Below are 24,497 nucleotides of genomic sequence, written 5' to 3'. Positions count from 1 at the left end.
ATCGTGTCCGTCGAAATCGATAGTCGTCCGGAGCGGGGGCCGGAGCGGGGTCCGGAGCGGGGTCCGGAGCGGGGTCCGGAGCGGGTCAGGCGCGGCGCCGGGACGGCACCATCGCCGCCAGCACGGCACCGAGGAACGCCGCGGCGGCGCCGACGATGAAGCACAGGTGGAAGGCCGTTTCGCTCGGCAGCTCCTGGCCCCCGAGGCCGATGGTGGAGGCTGTCAGGATGGCCGCCATCGCCGCCGAGGAGACGCTCGTGCCGATCGATCGCATCAGTCCGTTGACCCCGACGGCCGATCCGGCCTCCGTCAGCGGCACGGACTCCAGGATGAGCGTCGGCATGGCGGCGTAGCCGATGCCGACGCCGGCGGAGGTGATGCAGTTGGCGACGAGGAGCTGCCACGGCGCGGTGGTCAGGAAGAACGCGAAGAGGTAGCCGCTGCCCAGGACGCTGGCGCCGACGATGAGCGTCGTGCGGGCACCGAGGGCCCGGATCATCCGCCCGGAGATCGGCGAGAAGGCCATCATGACCAGGCCACCCGGCGCCATCCACAGGCCGGTCTGGAGCAGGGTCTGCCCGAGGCCGTAGCCGGTCTCGGCCGGCGACTGGAGCAGCCGCGGGACCACGATCGCCTGCGCCATCATCCCGAAGCCGATGGCCACCGCTGCGGCGTTGGTCAGCAGCACGGGCCGCGATGCGGTGACGCGGAGGTCGCACAACGGGTCAGTGACGCGGAGCTCGTAGCGCCCCCACACCAGCAGGACGACCACCGCCGCGGCGAGCAGTCCGAGGGTGCGCCCGCTGGTCCAGCCCCAGGCGTTGCCCTTCGAGACCGCCACCAGCAGGCCGACCAGGCCGACCGCGAGACCGAGTGCGCCGATGACGTCGAAGCGGCCGGGGACGGCGTCGCGCACGTGGGGCACGAGGGCCACCACCGCGAGCGCCATCACGGCCGCGAGTCCGGTCGACACCCAGAAGAGGGTGTGCCAGCTGAAGTCCTGCACGATCCACGCCGACAGGGGCAGGCCGATCGCGCCGCCGACGCCGAGCGTGGCGCTCATCGCCGCCATCGCCGTCGCGGTCAGGGCGGGCGGGGTGACCTCCCGCATGAGCGCGATGCCGACCGGGATGAAGCCCATCGCCAGGCCCTGCAGCAGGCGGCCGGCGAGCATCGGGACCAGCGAGTCGCTCAGGGCGCAGACGAGCGAGCCCAGCAGGAGGACCAGGGCACTGATAGCGAGCACCCGCTGCTTGCCGAACAGGTCCCCGAGCCGGCCTGCGATGGGCATCGCCACGGCGCCGGCGACGAGGGTCGACGTGACGACCCAGGAGGCGTTGGCCTCGCTGGTGTCGAGCAGTCGGCCCAGCTCGCCCTGGATGGGGATGACCATGGTCTGGGTCAGCGCGGCGACCAGGCCGCCGAAGCACAGGATCGCGACGGTCGTCAGCGCGGAGCCGGATGCGGTCGTGGCATCGCCGGAGGGCGGCGCGGGCTGGGTCGTGGTCACGTCGGCTGAGTCAACGCTGTTGACCACCTGACTGTCAACAGCGTTGACCTTTGCCGCCGATGGCCTACGGTGGGCGTGTGACGAAGACCTCGCCGCCTGCGCCCGTCGACGAGAGCCGACTCCGGCCCGCCGGGCGAGCGACGCGAACCGCGATCGTGGACGCCGCCCGCAGCCTCTTCGCCGAGCGCGGCTTCGAGGCCGCCTCGGTCCGCGCGATCGCCGCTGAGGCGGGCGTGGACCCGGCGATGGTCATCCGGCACTTCGGCTCCAAGGAGGCGCTGTTCCTGCGCGCGATCGACACCTCGATCGGCATCGGCGCCGTGCTCGACGGACCGTTGGAGAGCCTCGGCCGGCGCCTGGTGTCCTACTTCATCGAGTCCGGGCCGATCTCCCGGCGGGGCACCTACCTGGCGCTGGCCCAGGCCGCCCACCACCCCCAGGTGCGCGACGAGATGGTCCGGATCACCGCCGAGGCCTACATCGCCCCGCTCGCCCCCCGCCTCGAGGGCGAGCACCGCGAGCTGCGCGTCGCGCTACTCGTCGCCCAGGTCGGCGGACTGCTGTCGATGCTCTACCAGCAGGAGGACCCGTCGCTGACCTCCGCCGGCACCACCGCCATCGTCGAGCTCTACGGCGACGCGATGCAGCAGCTGCTCACGCCCTGAGCCTCGATTCACCGATTTGCCGCGTCGCGAGCGTCACCCGACGGGTGCGCCGGCAAGGCGCCCGGCGCGAAGCCAGACTGGCCGTCTGTCGAGCGTCGGCAACGCAGCCGACGCTCCATCGGGTGGCGCGCAGCAGCGGAAATCGGCGAATCGAGGCTGAGCCAGCCGGGCGGGGAGTCCGCGTTCGTCGTACGACGCGTCGTCCCAGCTCGGGCGAGAAACCGGCGTACCTCAGGTGAGAAACCGGCCCACCTCGTGCGAGAAACCGGCGAACTTCGGGCGAGAAACCGGCGCACTTCGTGCGGGAGGGTCAGGGGCGGCGGTTGACGACGGCCAGCTTGGCGGGCTCACGCAGGATGTCGACCCGGGCGGCGCGGTCACCCACGACGGTCAGCACGGTGAGCGACGTGAGCGCACCACCCTCACGGATCCCGATCGCGGGAGCACCGTTGACGAGCAGGATCTCCACCTCCGCGCCGGCCTCTGCCTTGGCGAGCGTGCCCAGGACGAACCGGGCGACGCGGTCGGCGCCCCGCACCGGCTTGCGCGCGGCGCTGACGACTCCCCCGCCGTCGGAGGTGAGCACCACGTCGGGATCCAGGGTCTCCACGAGGGCACCGAGGTCTCCACCGGCCGCAGCGGCGAGGAATCGGCCGAGGAGCTCGTCGTGGGCGGTCCGGTCGACCTCGAACCGCGGGGCCTCGGCCGCCAGGTGGGCGCGGGCCCGCGAGGCCAGCTGACGCACCGCGGCCGGTGTCCGCCCCACGACGGTCGCCACCTCGGCGAAGCCCAGGCCGAACACGTCGTGCAGCACGAAGGCCGTGCGCTCGGCGGGCGAGAGCGTCTCCAGCAGGACCACCAACGCATAGCTCACGCTCTCGTCGAGGTTGACCCGGTCAGCCGGGTCGAGCGCGGTCACCTCGACCCCGGACTCGACGTAGGGCTCGGGAAGCCACGGGCCGACATAGGCCTCCCGGCGCACGCGCGCCGAGCGCAGCACGTCGGTCGCGCCCCGCGCGACCGCCACCGTCAACCAGCCGGTGACGTCGCGGACCGGCTCCCTGGTGTCGGCATCGGCGAGTCGCGTCCAGCAGTCCGCGACGACGTCCTCCGCCTCCGCGCGCGAGCCGAGGATGGCGTAGGCGACCCGCACCATCCGGGGCCGCAGCGCGTCGTACTCCACCGCCAGCGCGTCGATGCGCTCCGGCACCTGCTCAGGCACGCGCCAGCCAGTCGTCGAAGGTCTCGGCCGCGAGGCTCGCCCCGTCCCCGGGCAGCAGGCCGCCTCCGCGGACCTGGCGGCCGACGCGCCCCGCCATCGGCACGGGTACGGCGAGCCGGCGGGCGCCGCGGCGACGCAGCTCCCGGCGCACCAACCGGTCCAGCCGCTCGGGGCGCGGACCGGCGAGGTCGGCGGCGCGACCGGCGGGCTCGCCCAGGGCGCAGGCGACGAGCGCGGTGGCGACGTCGGACGCCGCCACCGGCTGGGTGAGCATCCGCAGCGCTAGGGCGAATGGCCGGGGGCTGCGATCGACCATCTGGCCGGCGAACTCGTGGAACTGCGTCGCACGCAGCACGGTCCACGGGACCGGACCGGCGGCGACGAGGTCCTCCTGGCGCCGCTTGCCGAGGTAGTAGCCCATGTCGACGACGTCGCAGCCGACGATCGACAGCGCGACGTGGTGACGGACCCCCGCTCGCTCGCCGGCGGCCAGCAGGTGCGTCGTCGCCGACTCGAAGAAGGCGATCGCCCTCTTCGCACTCATGGTCTCGACGTTGCTGACGTCGATCACCACCTCGACACCGGCCAACGCCGCGTCGAGGCCCTCACCCGTCGTCAGGTCGACGCCCGTCGAGCGGGCCATCACCACCGGCTCGCCGCCGGCGCGACGGACCTCGTCGACGACCATCCGACCGACGAGGCCGGTGCCTCCTGCCACAGCGATCCGCACGGTCCCAGTCTGCCTGTCATTGCTCTCCATGACAGGTGGACGGGACAGCCCCGGCGAATGTGACATCGGACGGTGCCGCGGTGGTCGAGGAGGCCGACGACGGCCGTCTCGAGACCCCCCGCCCGGAGGTGGCTCAGGCGCCGCGCTCCTCCAGTGCCGAGGTCAGCAGCGCCACGAGGGCCTCGGTCTGCAGGTCGATGGCTCCACCCTCGACCTCCTCGCCGGCGCCGTCGAGGGCACGGGCGGCGAGGCCGGCCTTCTTGTCGATCAGCTCGGCGATGCGGGTGTCGAGGGTCTGCGTCGCAATGACCCGCCATGCGGTGACCGGCTCGGACTGGCCAATGCGGTGCACGCGGTCGATGGCCTGGGTCTGCTCGGCGTCGGTCCAGGAGAGCTCGGCGAGCACCAGGTTGGAGGCGACCTGGAGGTTGAGGCCGACGCCGGCGGCGGTCAGCGAGCAGACCGCGACCTGGACGTCGGGGTCGTTGACGAAGTCGTCGATCGCCTTCTGTCGCGCGGTCGAGCTCTGGTCCCCGCGGATCGAGCTGAAGCGGATGCCGCGGTCGGCGAAGGTCGCCTCGGCCGCGTCCATCACGTCGATGTGCTTGGCGAAGAACACGACCTTGCCGACGTTGCGGGCCAGCTGGGCGGTGTAGTCGGCCGCGAGCCCGGCCTTCGCCTGACCGATGCGGCGCATCATCATGAAGACGTTCTCGCCGGTCTTGGCCGAGTTGTCCTCCCGCTCCCAGCCGGCGACCTGGCGCACGAGTCGGTGGTCGATGCCCTCCACCACCGCGCCCGTACGACGCGTGGCGATCGCGGCGTCGTAGCGCTCGACCATGCGGCGGGCCAGCTCCTGCTCCGCCTTGCGGATCGATCGGCCGGCCTCCCCCTCGAGCTCGACGGGCATGTCGGCGATCCGTCGGGCGGGGATGTCGGCGGCGACGTCGATCTTGCGGCGCCGGACGATGCCCTCCTCGACGACGGCGCGGCGCGCCGCCGGGTAGAAGCCGGGGTCGGCCGGGGTGAGACCGGTCTCCTCGAGCGCCTCCATCAGCTCGCCCTGGGGGACGACCTCGTCGATCCAGCCGAGGAACTGCCAGATGGCCCGGAAGTCCTCGATGTCGTTGATCAGCGGGGTGCCGGTCAGGGCCATCAGGAGCGGGCTCGCGATGCGGTTGCGGATCCGCGAGGAGATCTCCAGGACGTTCTGGGAGCGCTGGGAGGTCTTGTTCTTGATGTAGTGGGCCTCGTCGACGATCATGCCGCGGAAGCCGTGCGTCCCGAGCCAGCCGACGTGCCGGTCGAGGATCTCGTAGTTGACGATGAACACGTCGGCGAAGCCGTCGGCGTCGGCACCGTCGCCGTGCATGACCGTGGCCGTGCGGTGCGGGGTCCACAGCTCGACCTCGCGGGCCCAGTTGGTCTTCACGACATTGGGCACGACCGCGAGCAGCGGGAACGCGCCGGCCGCCTCCGCTGCCAGGAGCGCCTGGGCGGTCTTGCCCAGCCCGGGCTCGTCGGCGAGCAGGTAGGTGCGGTGGCCCTCGGCCGCGGAGGCGATGAGCTGGGCCTGGTGCGCCATCAGCTCACGGCCGGCGGGCGCGTGGCGTCCCGTCAGCGCGGTCAGCTGATCGGCCTCCGGCAGCGGCATGCAGGCGGGCGCGTCCGGAGCGGCCCTCTCGAAGGAGCGGAAGAGCGGCTCGAGGAGCTCCCAGCCGGCGAGGCGGCGGGGCCGGACCTTGGCCCGCGCGTGGGAGAAGTCGGGCACCAGGAACGGGTTCGCGAGCTGTCGGGCCTGGACCGACAGCGGGATGACCCGCTTCTCGAGGAGGGCGAGCGCCTCCTGGTCCTCGGCGACGGGCTCGGGTTCCGGCTCGGGCTCGTCGATGCCCGCCTTGCGGAGCAGCTCGCGGCGCACGGCCTTGGCGGCCTCGCTGATCTCGGCGTTCTCGTCGAGGAGCGTGAAGAGCGTGCTGTCACGCGCAGCCGTCTGGGCGAGGATGGTCGCGATGCCGTCGAGACGCTTGAGCTCCTCGCCACGACGCCCCTCGGAGAGCCCGGGGTCGGTCTTGACGCGGGCCCGCTCCTCGCGGGCCAGCAAGGCGATGACCTGGAACTTCGCACGCACCTCCGGCATCGCGGAGCGGCGGGCGACCGCGGCCTCGACCTCGCGCACGGCGCGGGCGAGCTGGGGGATGATGCCTTCCTCGTTGCGGCGCTGACGCCCCGCCTGGGGGTTGCGCCGCTGCTGCGTCGCACCCCGCTGGCCTCCACGACCCACAGGTGTCCTTCCGAGTGCGGGCGGACCCGCACGGTTCACCGTCGCACCACGCGCTGCTGCGGGTGGGCGGCGATCAGCTGATCATCACCGGGCGTCCGTCGTCGCCGACGACCCTCGGTGGTGCTGCCAGCCTAGCGCACACCGTCGTCCCCCGGACGCGGTCCACGTCCTCGGGCCACCGGGGCCGTGGCCGGCGGCTCGACGCGGTCCGCGCCGCGCAACGCCCGGCCGACGCGGACCAGCCGGCCGAGGGTGAGCAGCGCACGCATCCCACGGATGCGGAGCGGGCCGAGCGGGAGGCGGCGTTCGTCTCGGCCCTCGCTGAGCGTCTCGACGACGCCGTCGCCTCGGGCGAGCTGACCGCCGCCGACAGGACGTCGGTGCTCAAGGCGCACGACGCCGGGGTGCTCGGACGGCCGTGAGGGCACGGCCGGGCCACCCCGCCCCACGCGGTGGTGGCCCGGCCGGGGCCGGTCACGCCTCGATGCCGAGGGCGTCCCTGCCGAGGGCGACCAGCGTGTCCTCGGGCGTGAACGGGTGGAACTTCGCGGCCCGGACGTCGCGATAGCAGCGCTCGATGACGGAGCCCCGGAAGAACGCCGGACCTCCCGCGACCTCCATCGCGAGGTCGCAGACCTCGATGCCGGCGCGAGCGACCTCGGACTTGGCGGCCATCACCGCCAGCACCGTGTCGTACGACGGCGACGGGTCGTCGCCGACGAGCGCGAGCGCGCCGTCGAGGGCCCAGGCCGCGACCTGCAGGCGAGCTCGCATGACGCCGACCTGCCGTTGCACGAGCGGGTCGTCGGAGCGGCGAGCCGCCGCGGCGACCGCCGCCTCGTAGGCCGCCTCGGCCACGCCCAGGTAGGCGCCGGTGACGATCGGGAACGCGATGCTCGAGATCACCTGCAGCGGCGGGTCGAGCACGCCCCACGGGCGGTTGGCGAGCACCTTCTCCTCGGGGACGAAGACGTCGACGAGGTCGATGTCGTTGCTGGCGGTCCCCCGCATGCCGAGGGTGTCCCAGTTGTCGGCGACGGTCACGCCCTCGGAGACGAAGGGAACCGCCATGTTCAGGACCCGACGGCCCTGCGCGGGGTCGTCGAAGCAGAACATCGTCGACATCACCGCGCCCTGCTCGGACTGGCTGGCGAAGCGCTTGCGGCCGGTGACCCGGTAGCCGCCGTCGACCTTGACCGCCTCGCCGTGCGGGTGGGTGTAGTCGCCGCCACCGGTCGAGACCAGCAGGATCTGCTCCTCGGCGATCCGGCGCAGGGTCGCCTCGGCGCCCGGGAGACCCCGGCGGTAGCGCCAGGCGGTGAACGCCACGACGTGCTGGTGCATCGCGCTGGCGAGGGCCGTGGAGCCGCAGTGGTGGCCGAGCTCGCGCTGCAGCGCCGTCAGCTCGCGGATGGTCGCACCGTCCCCGCCGAGCTCGACGGGGACGGCCGCCCGCAGGAGGCCGGCGGCGCGGAGCTCGTCGTACGCCTCGGCGACGAAGGTGCCGTCGGCGTCATGGCGCGACGCGTGGGCGGCGATGCGGGGGCCGAGCGCGGTGGCCCGGGCGAGAGGGGTGGGGGCGGTGGTTGCCTCTTCGGTCGGTGTGGTCGAGGTGGTCGTGGTGGTCCCGGTCGTCATGGTCGTCATGTCGACCACTGTCCGCGCACCGGGGACCGCCAACCAGTCCACAAAAGTGACCCCGGTGGTCCAATGGGAGGACTACCCACGGCGGCCCCGGCAGAGGACGATGGCGTCATGCCCGACTACGGCAACTACTGCCCCGTCTCGATGGCCTCCGAGGTGGTCGCCGACCGGTGGACCCCGCTGATCATCAGGGAGCTGGTGCTCGGCAACACCCGCTTCAACGACATCGCCCGCGCGATGCCGGGCATCTCCCGCTCCCTGCTGGTGCAACGGCTGCGACACCTCGAGAAGCGCGGGGTGCTGGAGACCTGGCCCTCGCCCACCGGGCGGGGCAGCGAATACCACCTCACGCCGGCCGGCCGCGACCTGGAGCGAGTGATCGACAGCCTCGGGCGGTGGGCGATCGAGTGGCTCTTCGAGGAGATGCGGCCCCACGACGTCGCCCCCACCACGCTCATGTGGTGGATGCACCGGCGCGTGGACCACGGCCGGCTGCCGCCGGGCCGCACCGTGGTCGAGTTCCGCCACACCGCACCCGATCCGACGACCATCTGGCTGGTCATGACGCCCACCGAGGCGTCGGTCTGCCTGCAGCACCCGGGCTTCGACGCGGACGTGGCGGTCGCGGGGTCGACGCCTGCGCTGGCCGACGTCTTCCAGGGCTACTGCACCTGGGCGGAGGCGGTGGACGCCGGGCGGATCACGGTCGACGGGGCGCCGCGGCTGGTGCGTGCCCTGCCCCGCTGGTTCCTGTGGAGCCCGTGGGCGGATGTCACCCGGGAGCGGTCGCAGCGCTCCGCCACGGCACTGGTCGCCGCGGACGAGCCCGCAGCTCACTAGAACGTGTTCTAGAGTCGGCGCGTGGGCATCTACGCAGTCACCGGCTCCGCCTCCGGCATGGGAGCGGCGGTCGTCGATCGCCTGCGCCGCGACGGCCACACCGTCGTCACCGTCGACCTGAGGGACGCCGACGTCGTCGCGGACCTGTCGACCCCTGCGGGACGCGTCGCGGCGGCCACCTCCGTCCTCGAGCGGTGCGGCGGCGTGCTGGACGGCGCCGTGATGGCCGCGGGCCTCGGCCCGGCTCCCGGCCGCGAGCGTCCGCGACTGATCAGCGAGGTCAACGTCCTCGGCGTCACCGACCTGCTCGCGGCCTGGCGCCCGGCTCTGGCGGCGGCGGACCGCGCCAAGGTCGTCGTGTTCGCCAGCAACTCGACGACCACCGTGCCACTCGTCCCCCGGCGCGTCGTCCGCGCCCTGCTGGACGGTGACGTCGACCGGGCGGTCGGCACGCTGCGCCTCCTCGGCCGCGCGGCTCCCACCTTCGCCTACGCCGCCAGCAAGATCGCGGTCAGCCACTGGGTGCGCCAGCAGGCGGTCACCCGCGAGTGGGCGGGGGCCGGCATCCGGCTCAACGCCCTCGCCCCCGGAGCCGTCATGACGCCACTGCTGGAGCAGCAGCTCGCCACCCCGGCGGAGGCCAAGCGGATCAAGGCCTTCCCCGTCCCGATCGGCGGCTACGGCGACCCGGAGCACCTCGCCGCCTGGGTGGTGCACATGCTCTCCGATGCCGCCGACTTCCTCTGCGGCAGCGTCGTCTTCGTCGACGGCGGCTCCGACGCGTGGTTCCGGGCCACCGACTGGCCGCGTCCCGTCCCGGCCCGGCGGCTGCGGTCCTACATCGGCCGGATGCGGGGCTTCCGGCGCTACGGCCGGTGATCTGAAACTCGTTTGCAACTAGTTGCAAACGAGTCCGGGGTGGGGCACAGTGGGCCCATGGCCCTCGAGCACGCCCTGCTGGTCTCCCTCAGCGAGCGCGCCGCGTCCGGCGCGGAGCTGACCCGGCGCTTCGACGCGTCCATCGGCTTCTTCTGGAGCGCCACCCACCAGCAGATCTACCGCGTCCTGGGCCGCATGGAGAAGGACGGCTGGGTCCAACGGGTCGACGACGGGGGGAAGTCCTACGCCGTGACCGACACCGGACGCGCGGAGCTCGCGCGCTGGATCGGCGAGCCGACCGACCCCGAGGCGATGCGCAGCAGCGTCAGCGTGAAGATGCGCGGCGCGTCCTACGGCGACCGGGCGGCACTGCTCGACGACCTCCGGCGCCAGCTCGACGAGCACGTCAAGCGCCACTCCCTCTATGAATTCCTCGCCGCCCGGGACTTCCCCGACCCGGCGGCCCTGTCAGCGACCGAGCTCGACGTCTACCTCGTCCTGCGCGGCGGGCTCCTCATGGAGGAGTTCTGGGTCCGCTGGCTGACCGAATACCTCGACGCCCACACCACCGCACCTTCCGAGGAGTCCCGATGACCCATCACCCGCTGCTCACCAGCCCCGCCGTCGTCGGCGGGCTCGAGCTCCAGTCCCGCACCGTCATGGGCTCCATGCACACCGGACTCGAGGACCGCCCCTGGCACGTCGACGAGCTCGCGGCCTACTTCGCCGAGCGCGCCCGCGGCGGCGCCGGACTGATCGTCACCGGCGGCTACGCCCCCAACGTGCGTGGTTGGCTGCTGCCCTTCGGCTCGCAGATGACCACCCGGATGAACGCGCACCGCCACCAGCGCGTCACCGACGCGGTCCACGAGCACGGCGGCAAGATCGCCCTGCAGCTCCTCCACGCCGGCCGCTACGGCTACACGCCGTTCAGCGTCTCGGCCAGCGCGACCCAGTCCCCCATCACCCCGTTCAAGGCCTCCGCCATGTCGGGCCGGATGGTCGAGCGGACGATCGACGACTTCGTCGACTCCGCGCGACTGGCCCGGAAGGCGGGCTACGACGGCATCGAGGTCATGGGGTCCGAGGGCTATCTGATCAATCAGTTCCTCGCGGCGCGCACCAACCGCCGTACGGACAAGTGGGGCGGGTCGGCCGAGGCCCGCATGCGCTTCCCCGTCGAGATCGTGCGCCGGATCCGGCAGGAGCTGCCTGACTTCTTCGTGATGTACCGGATGTCGCTGCTCGACCTGCTCCCCGACGGCCAGACGTGGGACGAGACCGTCGAGCTCGCGCACCTCATCGAGGAGGCGGGCGCCAGTGTCATCAACACGGGCATCGGCTGGCACGAGGCGCGGGTCCCCACCATCGTCACCTCGGTGCCGCGGGCAGCCTTCGCCGACGTGACGCTGCGCCTCAAGGGCGAGATCTCGATCCCGGTCTGCGCCAGCAACCGGATCAACACCCCCGAGGTCGCCGAGTCGCTGCTCGCGCAGGGCATCGACCTGGTCTCGATGGCCCGGCCCTTCCTCGCCGACCCCGACTTCGTCGCCAAGGCGCGCGAGGGCCGCGGCGACGAGATCAACACCTGCATCGGGTGCAACCAGGCCTGCCTCGACCACACCTTCCGCGCCAAGCGGGCCTCCTGCCTGGTCAACCCCAGGGCCTGCCACGAGACCACGCTGGTGCTCAGCCCCACCCGCTCGGCCAAGCGGGTCGCCGTCGTCGGCGGTGGCCCCGCCGGCCTGGCCACCGCCGTCAGCGCCGCGGAGCGCGGGCTCGACGTCACCCTCTTCGAGGCGGGCGACGAGATCGGCGGCCAGTTCCGCCTGGCGATGCAGATCCCCGGCAAGGAGGAGTTCGCCGAGACGCTGCGCTACTACCGCCGCCGGATGGAGGTCCTCGGCGTCAACGTCAAGCTGTCCACCCGCGCGACGCCCGAGCTGCTCAGCGGGTACGACGAGGTGGTGATCGCGACCGGCGTCGCCCCACGCACGCCGCAGATCGCCGGGATCGACCACCCCAAGGTGGTCTCCTATCCCGACGCGATCACCGGCCGGGTCCCGGTCGGTGCGCGGGTCGCCGTGATCGGCGCCGGCGGCATCGGCTTCGACGTCGCCGAGCTGCTGGCCCACCGCGAGGAGACCCTCGAGGAGTGGAAGGCGCACTGGGGCGTCACGGACCCCGCCGTCGTCCGCGGCGGCGTGACCGACAAGGCGCCGCGCGATCCGGCCCGCGAGGTCTGGCTCCTGCAGCGCAAGGACGAGACGCAGGGCAAGGGTCTGGGCAAGACGTCCGGCTGGGTGCACCGGGCCGTCGTCAAGGACCTCGGCGTCCAACAGCTCAGTGGCGTCACCTACCACCTGGTCGACGACGCCGGCCTGCACATCAGCGTCGATGGCGTCCCTCGCGTGCTGGACGTCGACTCGGTCGTGCTGTGCGCCGGACAGGAGTCCGTCCGCGAGCTCCACGACGAGCTCGCCGGCTCCGGTTTCCCCGGTCGCCTGCACCTGATCGGCGGGGCCGACGTCGCTGCCGAGCTGGACGCCAAGCGAGCGATCAAGCAGGGCACCGAGCTGGCGGCAGCGCTGTGAGCGGCGGGTTCCGTGCAGCCGTCGAGGCAGGTGACGTGCCGGCGATGCAGGCCTGTCTCGCCGACGACGTCGTCTTCCGCAGCCCAGTGGCCCACAAGCCCTATCCCGGCAAGGCGATCACCAGCGCGATCCTCGCCCACGTCATCGAGGTGTTCGAGGACTTCCGCTACGTCCGCGAGCTGGGCGACGAGTCCGGCCACGCGCTCGTCTTCGAGGCGAAGGTCGGCGGCCTGGAGCTCACCGGCTGCGACTTCCTCGTCCTCGACGCCGACGGCCTGATCACCGACTTCATGGTGATGGTCCGCCCGCTCAAGGCAGCCCAGGCCCTCGCCGAGGCCATGGCCGCACGTTTCCCGTCGATCGTGGAGCTGGCGGCGTCGTACGGCGCGGAGTGAGGCGGCGACGCGGGAGTCTCACCGGCCGGCCGGTGAAACTCCCTCCTCCGCCGCCGGCGACCCCATTTGACGCTCCATCAGCTTCTTCACCAGCCGGATCGCGGGTCGCGGCGCGACCTTGATGAGCAGGCTCATCAGCTGCGCGTCGCGTCCGACGTGGACGTGGAGCCGGTTGCGCTCGATGCCGTCGATCATGATCCGGGCGGCATCGGGGGCCGACGTCATCATCCTCTCGGCCTTCGCCTTCTCCTCCGGGGTTCCTTCCCGCACCTGGACGCCGGAGTTGGCGGTGATCTCGGTGTCGACGGCGCCGGGGAAGATCACGGTCACGCGCACGTCGGTGTCGAGGAGCTCGGCATACAGCCCCTCGGTCAGCAGCTTCACGGCCGCCTTGCTGGCGCCATAGACGGTCTGCCCGGGGAACGGGAAGAAGCCGCCCATGCTCGCGACGTTGGCGAGATGGGCCTCGGGGCGCTCGAGCAGGACCGGCAGGAAGGCGCGACACATCGCGAGCGTGCCCATGAGGTTGACGTCGAGGACGCGGCGGATGTCGTCGTCGGTGAGCTCGGTCACCGGCACGAAGGGCTGGATGATGCCCGCGTTGTTGATGAGTCCGTCGACCGCGCCGTGGGCAGCCACCACCTCGTCCGGGAGTGCCGCCACCGCCGCGGCGTCGGTGATGTCGACGACGTGGCAGGAGAGCCGCTCCCCCGGCGCGCCGGCGAACGACGTGGTCTCCGCGCGCGCTGCCGGCGCGCGGTCCACCGCCGCCACCCGCGCCCCGCGCTCGAGCAGCGCGAGGACCAGCTCGCGTCCCATCCCGCTGCCTGCCCCGGTGACGACCCAGACCCTGTCCTTGACCTGCAACGCTGACTCCTTCTGCCGCGCACCCACGCCGGACGCGTCGCCGGCAGCCTAGTCCTGTGGCTAGACACGTGTCTGGTGAGAGAGCGCACTGTCCCCCGATCCCCCTAAGGTGGGTCCGATCCGCTGCGGCACCGGCGGAGGCGACAGCTGACGGAAGGCGTGACATGGGGATCGAGTTCAGGGGCGTCAGCAAGACGTACGCCGACGGCACCGTCGCTGTCACGGACTTCTCCTGCACGGTGCCGTCGCACTCGACGCTCGCGCTGGTCGGCTCGTCGGGCTCGGGCAAGACCACCCTGATGCGGATGGTCAACCGGATGGTCGACCCCAGCGCCGGGACGGTGCTCATCGACGAGCGCGACGTGCGCGAGCTCGACAAGGTCGCCCTGCGCCGGTCGATCGGCTACGTCCCCCAGGCCGGTGGCCTGCTGCCGCACCGTCGGGTCGTGGACAACGTCGCCACGGTGCCGGTCCTGACCGGCACCTCCCGCCGGACGGCGAGGGCGGACGCACTGGACCTGCTGGCCCGCGTGGGGCTGGACCCGGCACTGGGCCGCCGCTTCCCCAGCCAGCTCAGCGGCGGACAGCAGCAGCGGGTCGCGGTCGCGCGGGCGCTCGCGGCCGATCCCCACATCCTGCTGATGGACGAGCCCTTCGGTGCGGTGGACCCGATCGTGCGGCGCGACCTGCAGGACCAGCTCGCCGAGCTCCAGGCCGAGCTCGGCAAGACGATCGTGCTGGTGACGCACGACATCGACGAGGCCTTCCGGCTGGGCGACCAGGTCGTCATCCTGCGCACCGGCGGCGTCGTGGCACAGACCGGGACCCCGCAGCAGATCCTGGCCGAGCCGGCCGACGACTTCGTCCGCGACTTCGTCGGTGCCGACCGCGCCGAGCGCCGGCTGACGACCACCGAGGTCGACGGCCGACGGATCGTCGTCGACGGGGACGGGCGGCCCGTCGGGGTGCTGGCATGACCTGGCTGGAGGCCAACCGGTCCTACGTGCTCGACATGCTGCTCCAGCACGTTCAGATCGCCGTGCCCGCGGTGCTCATCAGCATCGTCGCAGCCGTCGCCCTCGGGCGGCTCGCGTGGCGTTGGCGTCGCGTCGGCGCGGTGGTGCTCGGCGCGACCAGCCTGCTCTACTCCGTGCCCGCCCTCCCCCTGCTCATCGTGATCCCCGTCGTGCTGTCGATCCCGCTGCGCTCCGACCTCAACCTGATCATCGCGCTCGCGCTCTATGGCACGGCGCTGCTGGCCGGCACCGCGCTCGACGCGTTCCGGTCGGTCGACCCGCGGGTCAGGGAGGCGGCCGAGGCGCTCGGCCACTCCCGCGCGGGCATCTGGTGGAAGGTCGACCTGCCGCTGTCGTTCCCGGTCCTGCTCTCCGGCATCCGGGTGATCACCGTCAGCACGGTGAGCCTGGTGACGATCGGCGCCCTGGTCGGCATCCAGAGCCTGGGCAACCTGCTGACCGACGGCTTCCAGCGCGGCATCCACGCCGAGATCGTCACCGGCATCGTCCTGACGATCCTGGTCGCCGTCGTCCTCGACGTCCTCCTGGTGCTGGTCGGCGCGCTGGTGACCCCGTGGCGGCGGCGCACCCCCCGCGCCCGGTCGCGACGCCGCGCCGACGACACCGCGGCGGTGTCCGCATGAGCCTCTTCGGCGACGCTCTCGCCTGGATCCTCGACGGCGGCCACTGGGGCGGCCCCACCGGCATCGACACCCGTCTGTGGCAGCACCTGGCGGTCACCTTCGCCGCGGTCGCCCTCGCCGCCGCCGTCGCGATCCCGCTCGGCGTCCTGATCGGCCACACCGGCAGGGGCCGTCTCGTCGTCGTCGCGACGGCCGGCGCGGTCCGGGCCGTGCCGACGCTGGGGCTGCTGACACTGCTGGGACTGTGGCTCGGCATCGGCCTGACCGCTCCGCTCCTCGCGCTCGTGGTCCTCGCCTTCCCCTCGCTGCTGGCGGGTGCCTATGCCGGCGTCGAATCGGCCGACCGGGGCGCCGTCGACGCAGCGCGCTCGCTGGGCATGAGCGAGTGGCAGCTGGTGCTGCGGGTCGAGCTGCCACTCGGGGCCGCCGTCGTCATCGGCGGCCTGCGGGCCGCGACGCTCCAGGTGGTCGCGACCGCCACGCTCGCGGCCTACCTCTCCGACACCGGCCTGGGCCGCTACCTCTTCGCGGGCCTGAAGTCCCGCGACTACCCGCAGATGCTCGCCGGCGCGCTCCTCGTCGCCGCGCTCGCGCTGCTCCTCGACGTCGCGCTCGCCTTCGTGCAGCGCGCCTGCCGCGGTCCCGCGCCGCTGGCTCCCTCCGACGCGGCCCCCGAGGCCGCACCCGCGAAAGGATGATCCGATGACCATCACCCGCTCCCCCCACCGCCTGCGCAGGGTCACGGCCGGCCTCGCCGCCGCCGCGATCGGCGCCCTGACCCTCGCCGCCTGCGGCGACTCCGACCCACTCGACAACAGCGGCGGTGACTCCGACACGATCGTGATCGGCTCGCAGGAGTACTACTCCAACGAGATCATCGCGGAGGCCTACTCCCAGGCGCTGGAGGCCGCGGGATTCGAGGTCGAGGAGGAGTTCAAGATCGGCCAGCGCGAGGCCTACCTCCCCGACATCGAGTCGGGCGCGATCGACCTGTTCCCCGAATACACCGGCCCGCTCCTGATCGCCCTCGACCAGGACGCGACCGCGAAGCTGTCCGACGACGTCTACGCCGCGCTCGGCGAGGCGCTGCCCGACGGCCTGCGCGCCCTGGAGCAGTCGGAGGCGACCGACCAGGACTCCTACGTCGTGACGCGCGACTACGCCGACCAGTGGGGCCTGGCCACCATCGAGGACCTCACCAAGGTCACCGACCCGATCGTCTTCGGCGCCAACTCCGAGGCGGAGAGCCGTCCCAACGGCCCGAAGGGCCTGAAGTCCACCTACGGCGTCGAGGTCTCCTTCACGCCGATCGATGACGGCGGCGGCCCGCTCACCGTCAAGGCCCTCAAGGACGGCGACATCCAGATGGCGATCATCTACACCGGCGACCCGTCCATCCAGAAGAACGACCTGGTGCCGCTGGAGGACACCAAGGGCCTCTTCCTCGCCTCGCACGTGGTCCCCATCGCCAGCGACGACGTCGACGACGAGGCGGCCGCCATCATCGACGAGATCAGCGCCGCGATGTCGCCCGAGGACCTGGTGGCGCTCAACGCCCGCAGCGTCGACGAGCAGCTGTCGGCCGAGGTCATCGCCAAGGAGTGGCTGGAGGACGAGGGCCTGCTGTGAGCAGCCTCGTCGGCACGACCGGCTCCACGGGAGCGCTCGGGCGACTCGTCGCCCGGGCGCTCTCGGAGCACGGCACCGAGCAGCGGCTCCTCGTCCGGGACCCGTCCCGCGCGCCGGCTCTGCCGGGGGCGACCGTGATGACGACGTCCTACGCCGACCCGACCGTGGCGCGGGACTCGCTCACCGGGGTCGCGACGCTGTTCATGGTGTCGGGCGCCGAGGCCGAGGACCGCCTCGAGCAGCACCGGACCTTCATCGACGCGGCAGCCGCCGCCGGCGTGCGGCACGTGGTCTACACCTCCTTCCTCGGTGCGGCGCCCGACGCGACCTTCACCCTGGCCCGCGACCACTGGGCCACGGAGGAGCACCTGAGGGCCAGCGGGATGGCCTTCACGTTCCTGCGCGACGCCTTCTACCTCGACTTCCTGCCCGACCTGGTCGGCAACGACGGGGTCATCCGCGGCCCGGCCGGCGACGGTCGCGTCGCCGCGGTGACGCGCGCCGACATCGCCCGCAGCGCTGTCGCCGTGCTCCTCGATCCCGCGGCGCATGCGGGCGCGACCTACGACCTCACCGGCCCCGAGGCCCTCTCCTTCGACGAGGTCGCCGCCCGGCTCAGCGCCGCGACCGGGCGTGACGTGAGCTATCACGCCGAGACGGTGGAGGAGGCCTACGCCTCCCGGCTGCGGTGGCCCGCCCCGCCGTGGCAGTACGACGCGTGGGTCTCCACCTACACGGCGATCGCCCGTGGTGAGATGGCCGTGGTGAGCGACCACGTGGCCCGGCTCACCGGACGCGAGCCGACCGGCCTGGCGTCGTACCTCGCGGGGAGGAAGTGAGTCGTGGAGTCCGTCGCACTCGTGTTCGCGGGACTCGCCGCGCTGCTGCACGTCTACATCTGGGTGATGGAGTCGTGGACGTGGACCAGTCCACGCACCCGCGCGACCTTCGGCGTCAGCCTCGAGGAGGCGGAGGCGACGAAGGAGATGGCCTTCAACCAGGGCTTCTACAACCTCTTCCTCGCGGTCATGGCGCTCGCCGGCGTCGGCGCGTTCGTCGGTGACGAGGAGGCGGTCGGCGCGACCCTGGTGTTCTGCGGCGCCGGCTCGATGCTGGCGGCCGGGCTGGTCCTGCTCGTCTCCTCGCCCGACAAGGCACGGGCCGCGATCACGCAGCTCACTTTCCCTCTCGTCGCGGTCGTGCTGCTCACGCTCAGCCTGGTCTGACGCCGCGGCGACTCACGCCATCGCGCCGACGGCCTCGGGCTGGAAGCCGGGGAACACCTGGGCGCTCGAAGCGCCGAGCCGCTTCGTCACGACCTCGCTCAGCACGCTGCGGAAGTCGGTCGTGACGAGCAGGTCGTCGTTGGCGCCGCCGGTCAGTCCGGGCCAGCTGCCGTGGTAGCCGCCCTTGACGCCGGCGCCGAACAGCATCATCGCGGTCCCGAAGCCGTGGTCGAGCCCGTAGTTGGCGTTCTCCTTCGTGCGGCGGCCGAACTCGGAGATCGTCACCAGCGTGACCTTGCCCGCGAGTGGGCCGAGGTCGGTGAAGAACGCCGCGATGCCCCGGGCGAGCTCGGTCGTCATCTGCTGCATCGAGCCCCAGTCGAGCGGCCCGAGGTTGACGTGGTGGTCCCACGAGCCGTGGTCGATGGTGATCACCTCCGCGCCGACGTCGCCGCGGATCGTCCGCGCGGTGGCGGCGAGCGCCTTGCCCAGGTCGCCGCCCGGGTACGACGCCCCGTTGGCCGGGTTTCCCGAGGTCGCCCGCACCGGCCCGAAGTCGTCGATGGCGCCCATCGCGGAGCGGGCTCCGACACCCAGAGGGCCGCGCGCGTCGGCCCACATCGTCCGCATCGACGCCGGACGCCGGCCCTGCCTGTCCCACTGGTCCGCCCCGGCCAGCCGCATGTCGGCGATGCTCTCGACGGCGACGGACGGCCGGGGCCCGGCAAGCGCGGCGGGCGGCACCGACTCCCCCAACTGGACGGCACGGAGCGGATGCTCATAGGCATCGCGCCCGATGAGACGGTTGAGCCAGCCCACGCGGGCCGACGAACCCGGATCGGCGTCCTCGACCTCCTCGATGGCCGAGAAGTGGGAGCGGTTGGGTGCGGGGAGGCCGGTCGCGTGGACCGTCGCCATGCGGCCTGCGTTCCACAGCGGCATCAGTGGCGCGAGGTTGGGGTGGAGGCCGAAGAAGCCGTCCTTCGCGAGCAGCGTGCTGGCGGGCACGGCGATCCGCGGCCGCGCGGTGTAGTAGACCGGGTCGCCATGCGGGACGACGAGACTCATCCCGTCGACGGCGCCGCGCATCGACAGCACGACCAGCACGGCCGGCGCCGAGCGGGTCGCGGCATAGGAGGTCTGCACGAAGGCGGACCCGAGCGTCGCGACCGACGTCATCCCGGCGCCGGCGACGAGCGCGCCACGCAGCAGGCCCCGGCGGGACAGCCCGCTGAACTCGTGGCACCCGGTCGCGGTGGTGGGCCGGACGGCGTCGGTCGGATCGGTCATCGCGATCACCTCGTCAGGTGGGTCGGGCAGTCGAGGAACACGGTGAGCAGTCGCGGGAAGTCCCACTTGACGAGCGCGTGATCGGCCGTGATCACGGTCGCGGGCTGGAGACCCGTCGCCTGGCAGGCGACCTCGAGCAGCAGCGCGGTCGAGCCGCGACCGTGGATGCTGCGGGCCAGGTGGTCGACGAGGTGGTCGAAGCGGAGACTGCGCTGGGGCAGCCAGGACGCGGGGCGACGATGGCCGGTGCCGAGGCTGGGCCACCAGCCGCCGGACATCGTGTAGTGCACGTCGAGGGAGGCCAGGAACCGCGACGTCGACGACCACGCCTCGGCGGTGTCGGGTCGGCCGTCGGGGCGCTGCCAGGCGAGTGGCCGCAGCCCGATGGACGACACCTGCCAGAGGATCGCGTTCGCTCCCGACTCGTCGTCGCTGCTGCCCGGCCGGGCGGTGAATCGCGTCCCCAGCGCCCGCCAGGTCGCGACGACGTCCTCCGCCGGGGTCCGGACCTTCCGGCCCGCCGACGCCTTGAACTCCGAGCTCGCGACGAGGCTGCGCAGCACCGGTCGGATCGCCGTGTCGTTGGCGAGATAGACGGTCGCGAGGCGTCGTACGAGCGCGTCCGAGGGGGTGTCGGACACGAACCGGCGGGCGAGCTTGAGTGCGATCCGGCGGGCGGTCGCCGGATGCCGGGCGAGGTGGTCGAGATAGGCCGCGACGACGGGGCGACCGTCGGGTGCGGCATTGGCGTGGTGGAAGTCCATCACCTGCACCGGCCCGGTCCAGTGCTTCGAGGGGTCGTAGGAGACCGACCAGTCCTGCCACAGCCCGACCCGATAGCCGGTGAGGATCCGGGCCGAGGCCTTCACGTCGTCCTCGGTGTAGTTGCCCCGGCCGACGGTGTGCAGCTCGAGCAGCTCGCGACCGAGGTTCTCGTTGGGCGCGCTCTTGGTGGAGTTGGCGTTGGTGAGATAGACCGACATCGCCGGGTGGGTGGTCGTGGCCTTCAGCAGGTCGCGGAAGCGACCCAGGGCGTGACCGCGCACGGTCTTGCCGTACGACGCCCGGAAGGGTCCGACCTCGCCGTTGGCCGGGACGTGGAGGTGGTGCTCCCAGAAGTCGGCCATCGTCTCGCGCACCTGCCGGTGGGAGCCGAAGCGACGCAGCAGCGTCCAGCACTCGTAATTGGCGTCAGCGCGCCAGAACTCCTCGGTGCGGTCCTCGTTGCGCTGGGCGATCGTCGCGTAGGAGGCGTTGACGGAGGGCCACCACGTCGACGTGTTCGCATACCAGCGGTCGTCGTAGCCGTCGGCCAGCTGACGGTCCAACCACGGGCCGAAGCCACCGGCGGCCCGCACCTGCCGGGCGAGCGCGGGGGTGTAGCCGGCGGTGAGCCGCTGGAGCGCGTGACGCGTGCCGGTCGGCGGCACGACGGTGCGCCGGTAGGGCCGCGGCGTGAAGCTCATTGCTCACCTGTCGGCCGCGGCGGCCCGGAGTTGAGACGTTCGGGGTCAGTCCTTCTCGAGGACGAAGAAGTAGGGCGGCGCGTCGCGCAGGTCCATGCAGCCCAACAGCGTGCGGTCGTCGACGCGTCGGAAGAGGTCGATGATCGGGAGGTGGTCGTAGCTCATGCCGGCGGTCACGACGCCCCGGTACTCGACGTTGCGCAGGCGGGCCCGGTGCTTGCGCGTGGTCAGCGCCGGGAGGGACAGGCCCATCACCTGGCGACCGCGGGCGACGACGCCCTCCGGGATCCGGGGCAGCAGGCCGAACGGGATGCGGCGCGGGTCGACGGTGACCAGCTTGCCGCTGGGCGCGCGGAAGACGAGCGGGTGCACCTCGTCGACGGAGTCGAACTGCTTGCCGTACCAGCCCGAGGCCTCGAGCAGCCCGTCCATGGGGTGGCCGGTGCCCAGCTCGCGACCGTGCCAGCGGCCGGTGATGTCCTCGGCTCGGACCGCCGGGAGCGAGTCGAAGAGGGCGAGCGCCTCGTCGAGGGCGCAGGTCGGCTCGAGGGCGGCAAGGCGCGCGGTGGCGTCGGTCGCGGTCGTCATGGGTCCATCATCCCGCATGTCCCGACCCCGTCGCTCACGTGCTCGCGCGGCGCTTCACCTCTGCCCAGCTGAAGCGCTGGCGCAACGTCGCGCCACTCGGCGCGCCGTCGTGCTCCTTCGCCCACGCCGAGTAGTCGGCGAAGGTCCCGGCACTGCCGGGCGAGGTGAGGTAGGTCCGGACGATGGCGACGACGTCGTCGTCGCTCCACCGACGGCTGGTCGAGCGGGTCTTGTTGGTCGCGACCCCGGCGCGGGCACACGCCTCGTTCCACGACCCGAACCGGCGGATCAGCAGGGCAGGACTGGCGGCGTCGCGCTCCCGCTGCCAGCCGTCGTAGCCCGACGCGGTGAGGGGCTCGCCGAGGTCGGTCGCCGCGGCGGCGAGGTCGTCGGCCAGTCGGTCGTCGGAGAAGTCGGGTGCCCTCATGCCGTCGACACTAGGTCGTGTCTCCCATTTCTCGGTGGATGCACAGATCGTCCAGTGCGTGTGGCCGCAAGGCGCCGGCGCGCGGGCATGCTGGGCGCACGTCGAGCGGCGGCAACGCCGCGGACGTACGTGCTGGGCGGTCTGGGCGCCGCCAGGGAATGGGAGACACGACCTAGCCAGCGGCTCGCCCGATCTGCTCAGGTCCGGCAGGCAGGATGGGACGGTGACGTCGAGCATCCTGTGGTTCCGCCGCGACCTGCGCCTGGGCGACCACCCGGCCCTGCTCGCCGCCGGCGACGAGGGACCGGTGCTGCCGGTCTTCGTCCTGGACGAGGCGCTGTGGGCGGCCTCCGGTCGGCCACGACAGGCCTTCCTGCTGCGCTCGCTGCGGGCGCTCGACGCCGACCTGCGCCGGCACGGCCCGGGCCTGGTGATCCGTCGGGGACTGCCCGAGGAGGTGCTCCCCGAGCTGGCCGACGAGGTCGCGGCCGCGGCCGTCCACGTCACCGCGGACTTCGCGCCCTATGGCGCGGCGCGCGACGAGCGGGTGGCCCGGGCACTGGGTGACGTGCCGCTGGTGCGGACCGGGTCGCCGTACGCCGTGGCGCCGGGGCGGCTGTCGACCGGCGCTGGACAGCCCTACAAGGTCTACACGCCCTTCTCCAAGGCGTGGGTCGACCACGGCTGGCGCGCGCCCGCGGCCTCCGATCCGGCCGCCGTCGACTGGGTCGGCGCCCCGGTCGACGAGCTGCCGGAGGAGCCCGAACTCGTCGGCGTGATGCTGCCCGAGGCCGGCGAGACGGCAGCCCTCGCGCGGTGGGACGAGTTCAAGGGCACGCCCTACGACGACGTCCGCGACCGGCCCGACCTCGACGAGACCTCACGGCTCTCGACCTACCTGCGCTGGGGTGCGATCCACCCGCGCACGCTGCTGGCCGACCTCGACGCTCGCCACCCGCACGAGCGCACCTTCCGCAAGGAGCTGGCCTGGCGCGAGTTCCACGCCCACGTCCTGCACCACTGGCCGGACTCGGCGCGCGACTACTACAAGCCCGAGCTCAAGGGGCTCCCCTATGTCACCGGCCGCGAGCTCGACGAGCGTCTGGGGGCCTGGGCCGACGGCCGGACCGGCTATCCGATCGTCGACGCCGGCATGCGGCAGCTGCTCGGCGAGGGCTGGATGCACAACCGGGTCCGGATGATCGTGGCGTCCTTCCTGGTCAAGGACCTGCACGTGGAGTGGACCCACGGCGCCCGCCACTTCATGAGGCACCTCGTCGACGGCGACCTGGCCAGCAACCAGCACAACTGGCAGTGGGTCGCCGGGTGCGGGACCGACGCGGCGCCGTACTTCCGGATCTTCAACCCGACGACGCAGGGCGAGAGGTTCGACCCCGACAGCACCTACGTGCGGCGTTGGCTCCCGGAGCTCGGCACGGACGACTACCCGGCGCCGATCGTCGACCACGCGGAGCAGCGCGCGGCGACCCTGGAGGCCTACCAGCACCTGCGTGGCCAGCGATGACCCATCCGCATCCGCCGTCGACTCCGAAGGACCTGCACCATGGTTGACGTGACCTCCCCGCCGCCCGGCACCGAGCCGGCCTTCACCGACCTCCACCTGCCGACGTCGCACGGCCGACCCACGACGGGCTTCGTGCTCGTCCTGCACGGTGGGGCCGAGCGCACCCACGAGCCGGTCGACGGCCGCAGCCTGTCCTGGCGCCGGGGGCGCGCGCTCGCCCGACAGCTCGGCCAGCGGCTGGCGGACGACGGGATCGGCGTCGCGTTGCTGCGCTATCGCGTGAAGGGCTGGAACGCCGGTGCCGCCGCGCTGCCCTCGCCCGTCCCCGACGCGCGGTGGGCGCTGGACGCCCTCACCCGCCAGCACGGCGTGCCGGTCGCGATCGTCGGGCACTCGATGGGCGCCCGCACCGGTGTCGCCGTCGCCGACCACCCCGCCGTTCGAGGCGTGGTCGCACTGGCACCGTGGCTGCCCGCCGACGAGCCGATCCAGCCGCTGACGGGCAAGATCCTCCGCGTCGCCCACGGGCGCCGCGACAAGATCACGTCGGCCCGCGCCTCACGCAGGTACGTCGACCGCGCCGCCGCCGTCGCGGACGCCGAGTTCACCGACATGGGACGCGCCGGGCACTACCTGCTCACCCAGGTGGGCCGGTGGAACGCCTTCGCCGAGCAGGGCGTGCGCGAGGTCCTGGGCTGATCGGCCGCCGTGCTCACGCTGCGGGGGCGAGGTCCTCGCTCTCCGCGCGGACGAATGCCAGGAGCCACACGAGCGGCGAGGCTTGCCTTGCGTCGTACGTCGCGGCCTCGGCCCAGGCACGCTCGTAGGAGCGAATCGTCAGGCATGCGGCCGCCTCGGCGTCGCGGGTGAGGAGCAGAGCGAGTCGGTGAACCGCCCGGGAGGTGAGGTCGTAGAGGCTGCCGAGCGCGTCGGCGTCGCCCTCGGCGACCCTGACCAGCAAACGACGTGCGATGTCGCTCACCAACTGGTGCGCGGTGTCCGACGATCGGTCCACGGGTCCCTCCACCTCGAGCGGGTGCGAATACTTCAACATCT

General features: G+C 72.5%; 26 protein-coding genes. 15 read left to right on the top strand and 11 right to left on the bottom strand.

Going from position 1 to position 24,497, the window contains the following annotated elements; genetic code table 11:
- Positions 1–85: 85 nt before the first annotated feature.
- Positions 86–1,510: an MFS transporter gene (locus E9934_RS01645; RefSeq protein WP_202977154.1), complete on the bottom strand. Its 1,425-nt coding sequence runs from the start codon at positions 1,508–1,510 to the stop codon at positions 86–88.
- Positions 1,511–1,587: 77 nt separating this feature from the next.
- Here E9934_RS01645 and E9934_RS01640 point away from each other — a divergent pair, with 77 nt between their 5' ends.
- Positions 1,588–2,175, top strand: a complete 588-nt coding sequence (locus E9934_RS01640; RefSeq protein WP_158294893.1) for a TetR/AcrR family transcriptional regulator — start codon at positions 1,588–1,590, stop codon at positions 2,173–2,175.
- Between the two features lie 310 nt (positions 2,176–2,485).
- Here E9934_RS01640 and sigJ read toward each other — a convergent pair whose 3' ends face one another.
- From sigJ to E9934_RS01625, 3 genes are all read right to left on the bottom strand, one after another.
- Complete coding sequence (sigJ, locus tag E9934_RS01635; RefSeq protein WP_238694688.1) at positions 2,486–3,397, bottom strand: RNA polymerase sigma factor SigJ; 912 nt, start codon at positions 3,395–3,397, stop codon at positions 2,486–2,488.
- Positions 3,390–4,127, bottom strand: coding sequence for an SDR family oxidoreductase (locus tag E9934_RS01630; protein WP_136561076.1), 738 nt, complete (start codon positions 4,125–4,127; stop codon positions 3,390–3,392). The genes sigJ and E9934_RS01630 overlap by 8 nt, the downstream gene beginning before the upstream one ends.
- Before the next feature lie 133 nt (positions 4,128–4,260).
- The gene (locus E9934_RS01625; protein ID WP_202977153.1) at positions 4,261–6,411 is read right to left on the bottom strand and encodes a DEAD/DEAH box helicase; all 2,151 of its coding nucleotides are present in this window, start codon (positions 6,409–6,411) and stop codon (positions 4,261–4,263) included.
- A gap of 2 nt (positions 6,412–6,413) precedes the next feature.
- Between E9934_RS01625 and E9934_RS01620 the strand changes: the two genes are divergently transcribed.
- Positions 6,414–6,833: a hypothetical protein gene (locus tag E9934_RS01620; RefSeq protein ID WP_136561075.1), complete on the top strand. Its 420-nt coding sequence runs from the start codon at positions 6,414–6,416 to the stop codon at positions 6,831–6,833.
- Positions 6,834–6,885: 52 nt separating this feature from the next.
- Here E9934_RS01620 and E9934_RS01615 read toward each other — a convergent pair whose 3' ends face one another.
- The gene (locus E9934_RS01615) at positions 6,886–8,058 is read right to left on the bottom strand and encodes an acyl-CoA dehydrogenase family protein (protein WP_202977152.1); all 1,173 of its coding nucleotides are present in this window, start codon (positions 8,056–8,058) and stop codon (positions 6,886–6,888) included.
- A gap of 108 nt (positions 8,059–8,166) precedes the next feature.
- Here E9934_RS01615 and E9934_RS01610 point away from each other — a divergent pair, with 108 nt between their 5' ends.
- From E9934_RS01610 to E9934_RS01590, 5 genes are read left to right on the top strand one after another with little or no spacing between them, the layout of a single operon-like run.
- Positions 8,167–8,895, top strand: coding sequence for a winged helix-turn-helix transcriptional regulator (locus E9934_RS01610; protein WP_136561074.1), 729 nt, complete (start codon positions 8,167–8,169; stop codon positions 8,893–8,895).
- A gap of 21 nt (positions 8,896–8,916) precedes the next feature.
- Positions 8,917–9,774, top strand: coding sequence for an SDR family oxidoreductase (locus tag E9934_RS01605; RefSeq protein ID WP_136561073.1), 858 nt, complete (start codon positions 8,917–8,919; stop codon positions 9,772–9,774).
- Between the two features lie 57 nt (positions 9,775–9,831).
- Positions 9,832–10,368 carry a PadR family transcriptional regulator gene (locus E9934_RS01600; RefSeq protein WP_136561072.1) on the top strand — a complete coding sequence of 179 codons (537 nt, stop codon included), beginning with the start codon at positions 9,832–9,834 and terminating at the stop codon, positions 10,366–10,368.
- Entirely contained in the window at positions 10,365–12,368 is a 2,004-nt protein-coding gene (locus E9934_RS01595; protein ID WP_136561071.1) for an NADPH-dependent 2,4-dienoyl-CoA reductase, read from the top strand. The genes E9934_RS01600 and E9934_RS01595 overlap by 4 nt, the downstream gene beginning before the upstream one ends.
- Complete coding sequence (locus E9934_RS01590) at positions 12,365–12,763, top strand: nuclear transport factor 2 family protein (protein WP_275106602.1); 399 nt, start codon at positions 12,365–12,367, stop codon at positions 12,761–12,763. Before E9934_RS01595 ends, E9934_RS01590 begins: the two co-directional genes overlap by 4 nt.
- Positions 12,764–12,781: 18 nt before the next feature.
- Here E9934_RS01590 and E9934_RS01585 read toward each other — a convergent pair whose 3' ends face one another.
- On the bottom strand, positions 12,782–13,657 hold the full coding sequence (locus E9934_RS01585) for an SDR family NAD(P)-dependent oxidoreductase (protein ID WP_202977151.1): 876 nt from the start codon (positions 13,655–13,657) through the stop codon (positions 12,782–12,784).
- A 137-nt stretch (positions 13,658–13,794) separates the two neighbouring features.
- Between E9934_RS01585 and E9934_RS01580 the strand changes: the two genes are divergently transcribed.
- Genes E9934_RS01580 through E9934_RS01555 form a run of 6 tightly spaced genes read left to right on the top strand, consistent with a single transcriptional unit; the run spans position 13,795 to position 18,145 of the window.
- The gene (locus E9934_RS01580) at positions 13,795–14,607 is read left to right on the top strand and encodes an ABC transporter ATP-binding protein (protein ID WP_136561070.1); all 813 of its coding nucleotides are present in this window, start codon (positions 13,795–13,797) and stop codon (positions 14,605–14,607) included.
- On the top strand, positions 14,604–15,290 hold the full coding sequence (locus E9934_RS01575; RefSeq protein WP_136561069.1) for an ABC transporter permease: 687 nt from the start codon (positions 14,604–14,606) through the stop codon (positions 15,288–15,290). The genes E9934_RS01580 and E9934_RS01575 overlap by 4 nt, the downstream gene beginning before the upstream one ends.
- Positions 15,287–15,988: an ABC transporter permease gene (locus tag E9934_RS01570; RefSeq protein ID WP_136561068.1), complete on the top strand. Its 702-nt coding sequence runs from the start codon at positions 15,287–15,289 to the stop codon at positions 15,986–15,988. Before E9934_RS01575 ends, E9934_RS01570 begins: the two co-directional genes overlap by 4 nt.
- Positions 15,989–15,992: 4 nt before the next feature.
- A complete protein-coding gene (locus tag E9934_RS01565; RefSeq protein ID WP_136561067.1) occupies positions 15,993–16,919 on the top strand; it encodes an ABC transporter substrate-binding protein in 927 nt (308 codons plus the stop codon).
- Positions 16,916–17,758: an SDR family oxidoreductase gene (locus E9934_RS01560; protein WP_136561066.1), complete on the top strand. Its 843-nt coding sequence runs from the start codon at positions 16,916–16,918 to the stop codon at positions 17,756–17,758. Before E9934_RS01565 ends, E9934_RS01560 begins: the two co-directional genes overlap by 4 nt.
- A gap of 3 nt (positions 17,759–17,761) precedes the next feature.
- Positions 17,762–18,145: a DUF1304 domain-containing protein gene (locus tag E9934_RS01555; RefSeq protein WP_136561065.1), complete on the top strand. Its 384-nt coding sequence runs from the start codon at positions 17,762–17,764 to the stop codon at positions 18,143–18,145.
- A gap of 12 nt (positions 18,146–18,157) precedes the next feature.
- Here E9934_RS01555 and E9934_RS01550 read toward each other — a convergent pair whose 3' ends face one another.
- The 4 genes from E9934_RS01550 to E9934_RS01535 are packed head-to-tail and all read right to left on the bottom strand — an operon-like array spanning position 18,158 to position 21,916.
- Entirely contained in the window at positions 18,158–19,435 is a 1,278-nt protein-coding gene (locus E9934_RS01550; protein ID WP_136561064.1) for a DUF1501 domain-containing protein, read from the bottom strand.
- 5 nt (positions 19,436–19,440) lie between these two features.
- Positions 19,441–20,901: a DUF1800 domain-containing protein gene (locus tag E9934_RS01545; RefSeq protein WP_136561063.1), complete on the bottom strand. Its 1,461-nt coding sequence runs from the start codon at positions 20,899–20,901 to the stop codon at positions 19,441–19,443.
- A 45-nt stretch (positions 20,902–20,946) separates the two neighbouring features.
- Positions 20,947–21,489 (bottom strand): DUF4334 domain-containing protein, encoded by a 543-nt coding sequence (locus E9934_RS01540; protein ID WP_136561062.1) that lies wholly within the window; start codon positions 21,487–21,489, stop codon positions 20,947–20,949.
- Between the two features lie 34 nt (positions 21,490–21,523).
- Positions 21,524–21,916 (bottom strand): homing endonuclease associated repeat-containing protein, encoded by a 393-nt coding sequence (locus tag E9934_RS01535; protein WP_136561061.1) that lies wholly within the window; start codon positions 21,914–21,916, stop codon positions 21,524–21,526.
- Positions 21,917–22,139: 223 nt separating this feature from the next.
- On the opposite strand from E9934_RS01535, the gene E9934_RS01530 reads away from it, so the two are divergent.
- On the top strand, positions 22,140–23,441 hold the full coding sequence (locus tag E9934_RS01530) for a cryptochrome/photolyase family protein (protein ID WP_202977150.1): 1,302 nt from the start codon (positions 22,140–22,142) through the stop codon (positions 23,439–23,441).
- Between the two features lie 39 nt (positions 23,442–23,480).
- Positions 23,481–24,140 (top strand): alpha/beta hydrolase, encoded by a 660-nt coding sequence (locus E9934_RS01525; RefSeq protein WP_136561059.1) that lies wholly within the window; start codon positions 23,481–23,483, stop codon positions 24,138–24,140.
- 13 nt (positions 24,141–24,153) lie between these two features.
- Here E9934_RS01525 and E9934_RS01520 read toward each other — a convergent pair whose 3' ends face one another.
- Complete coding sequence (locus E9934_RS01520) at positions 24,154–24,456, bottom strand: sigma-70 family RNA polymerase sigma factor (RefSeq protein ID WP_136561058.1); 303 nt, start codon at positions 24,454–24,456, stop codon at positions 24,154–24,156.
- Positions 24,457–24,497 lie beyond the last annotated feature (41 nt).

This window comes from Nocardioides caeni, assembly GCF_004912195.1.
In the GTDB taxonomy this organism is placed as follows: Bacteria; Actinomycetota; Actinomycetes; order Propionibacteriales; family Nocardioidaceae; genus Nocardioides; species Nocardioides caeni.
This window is presented reverse-complemented; position numbering and strand designations above follow the sequence as displayed.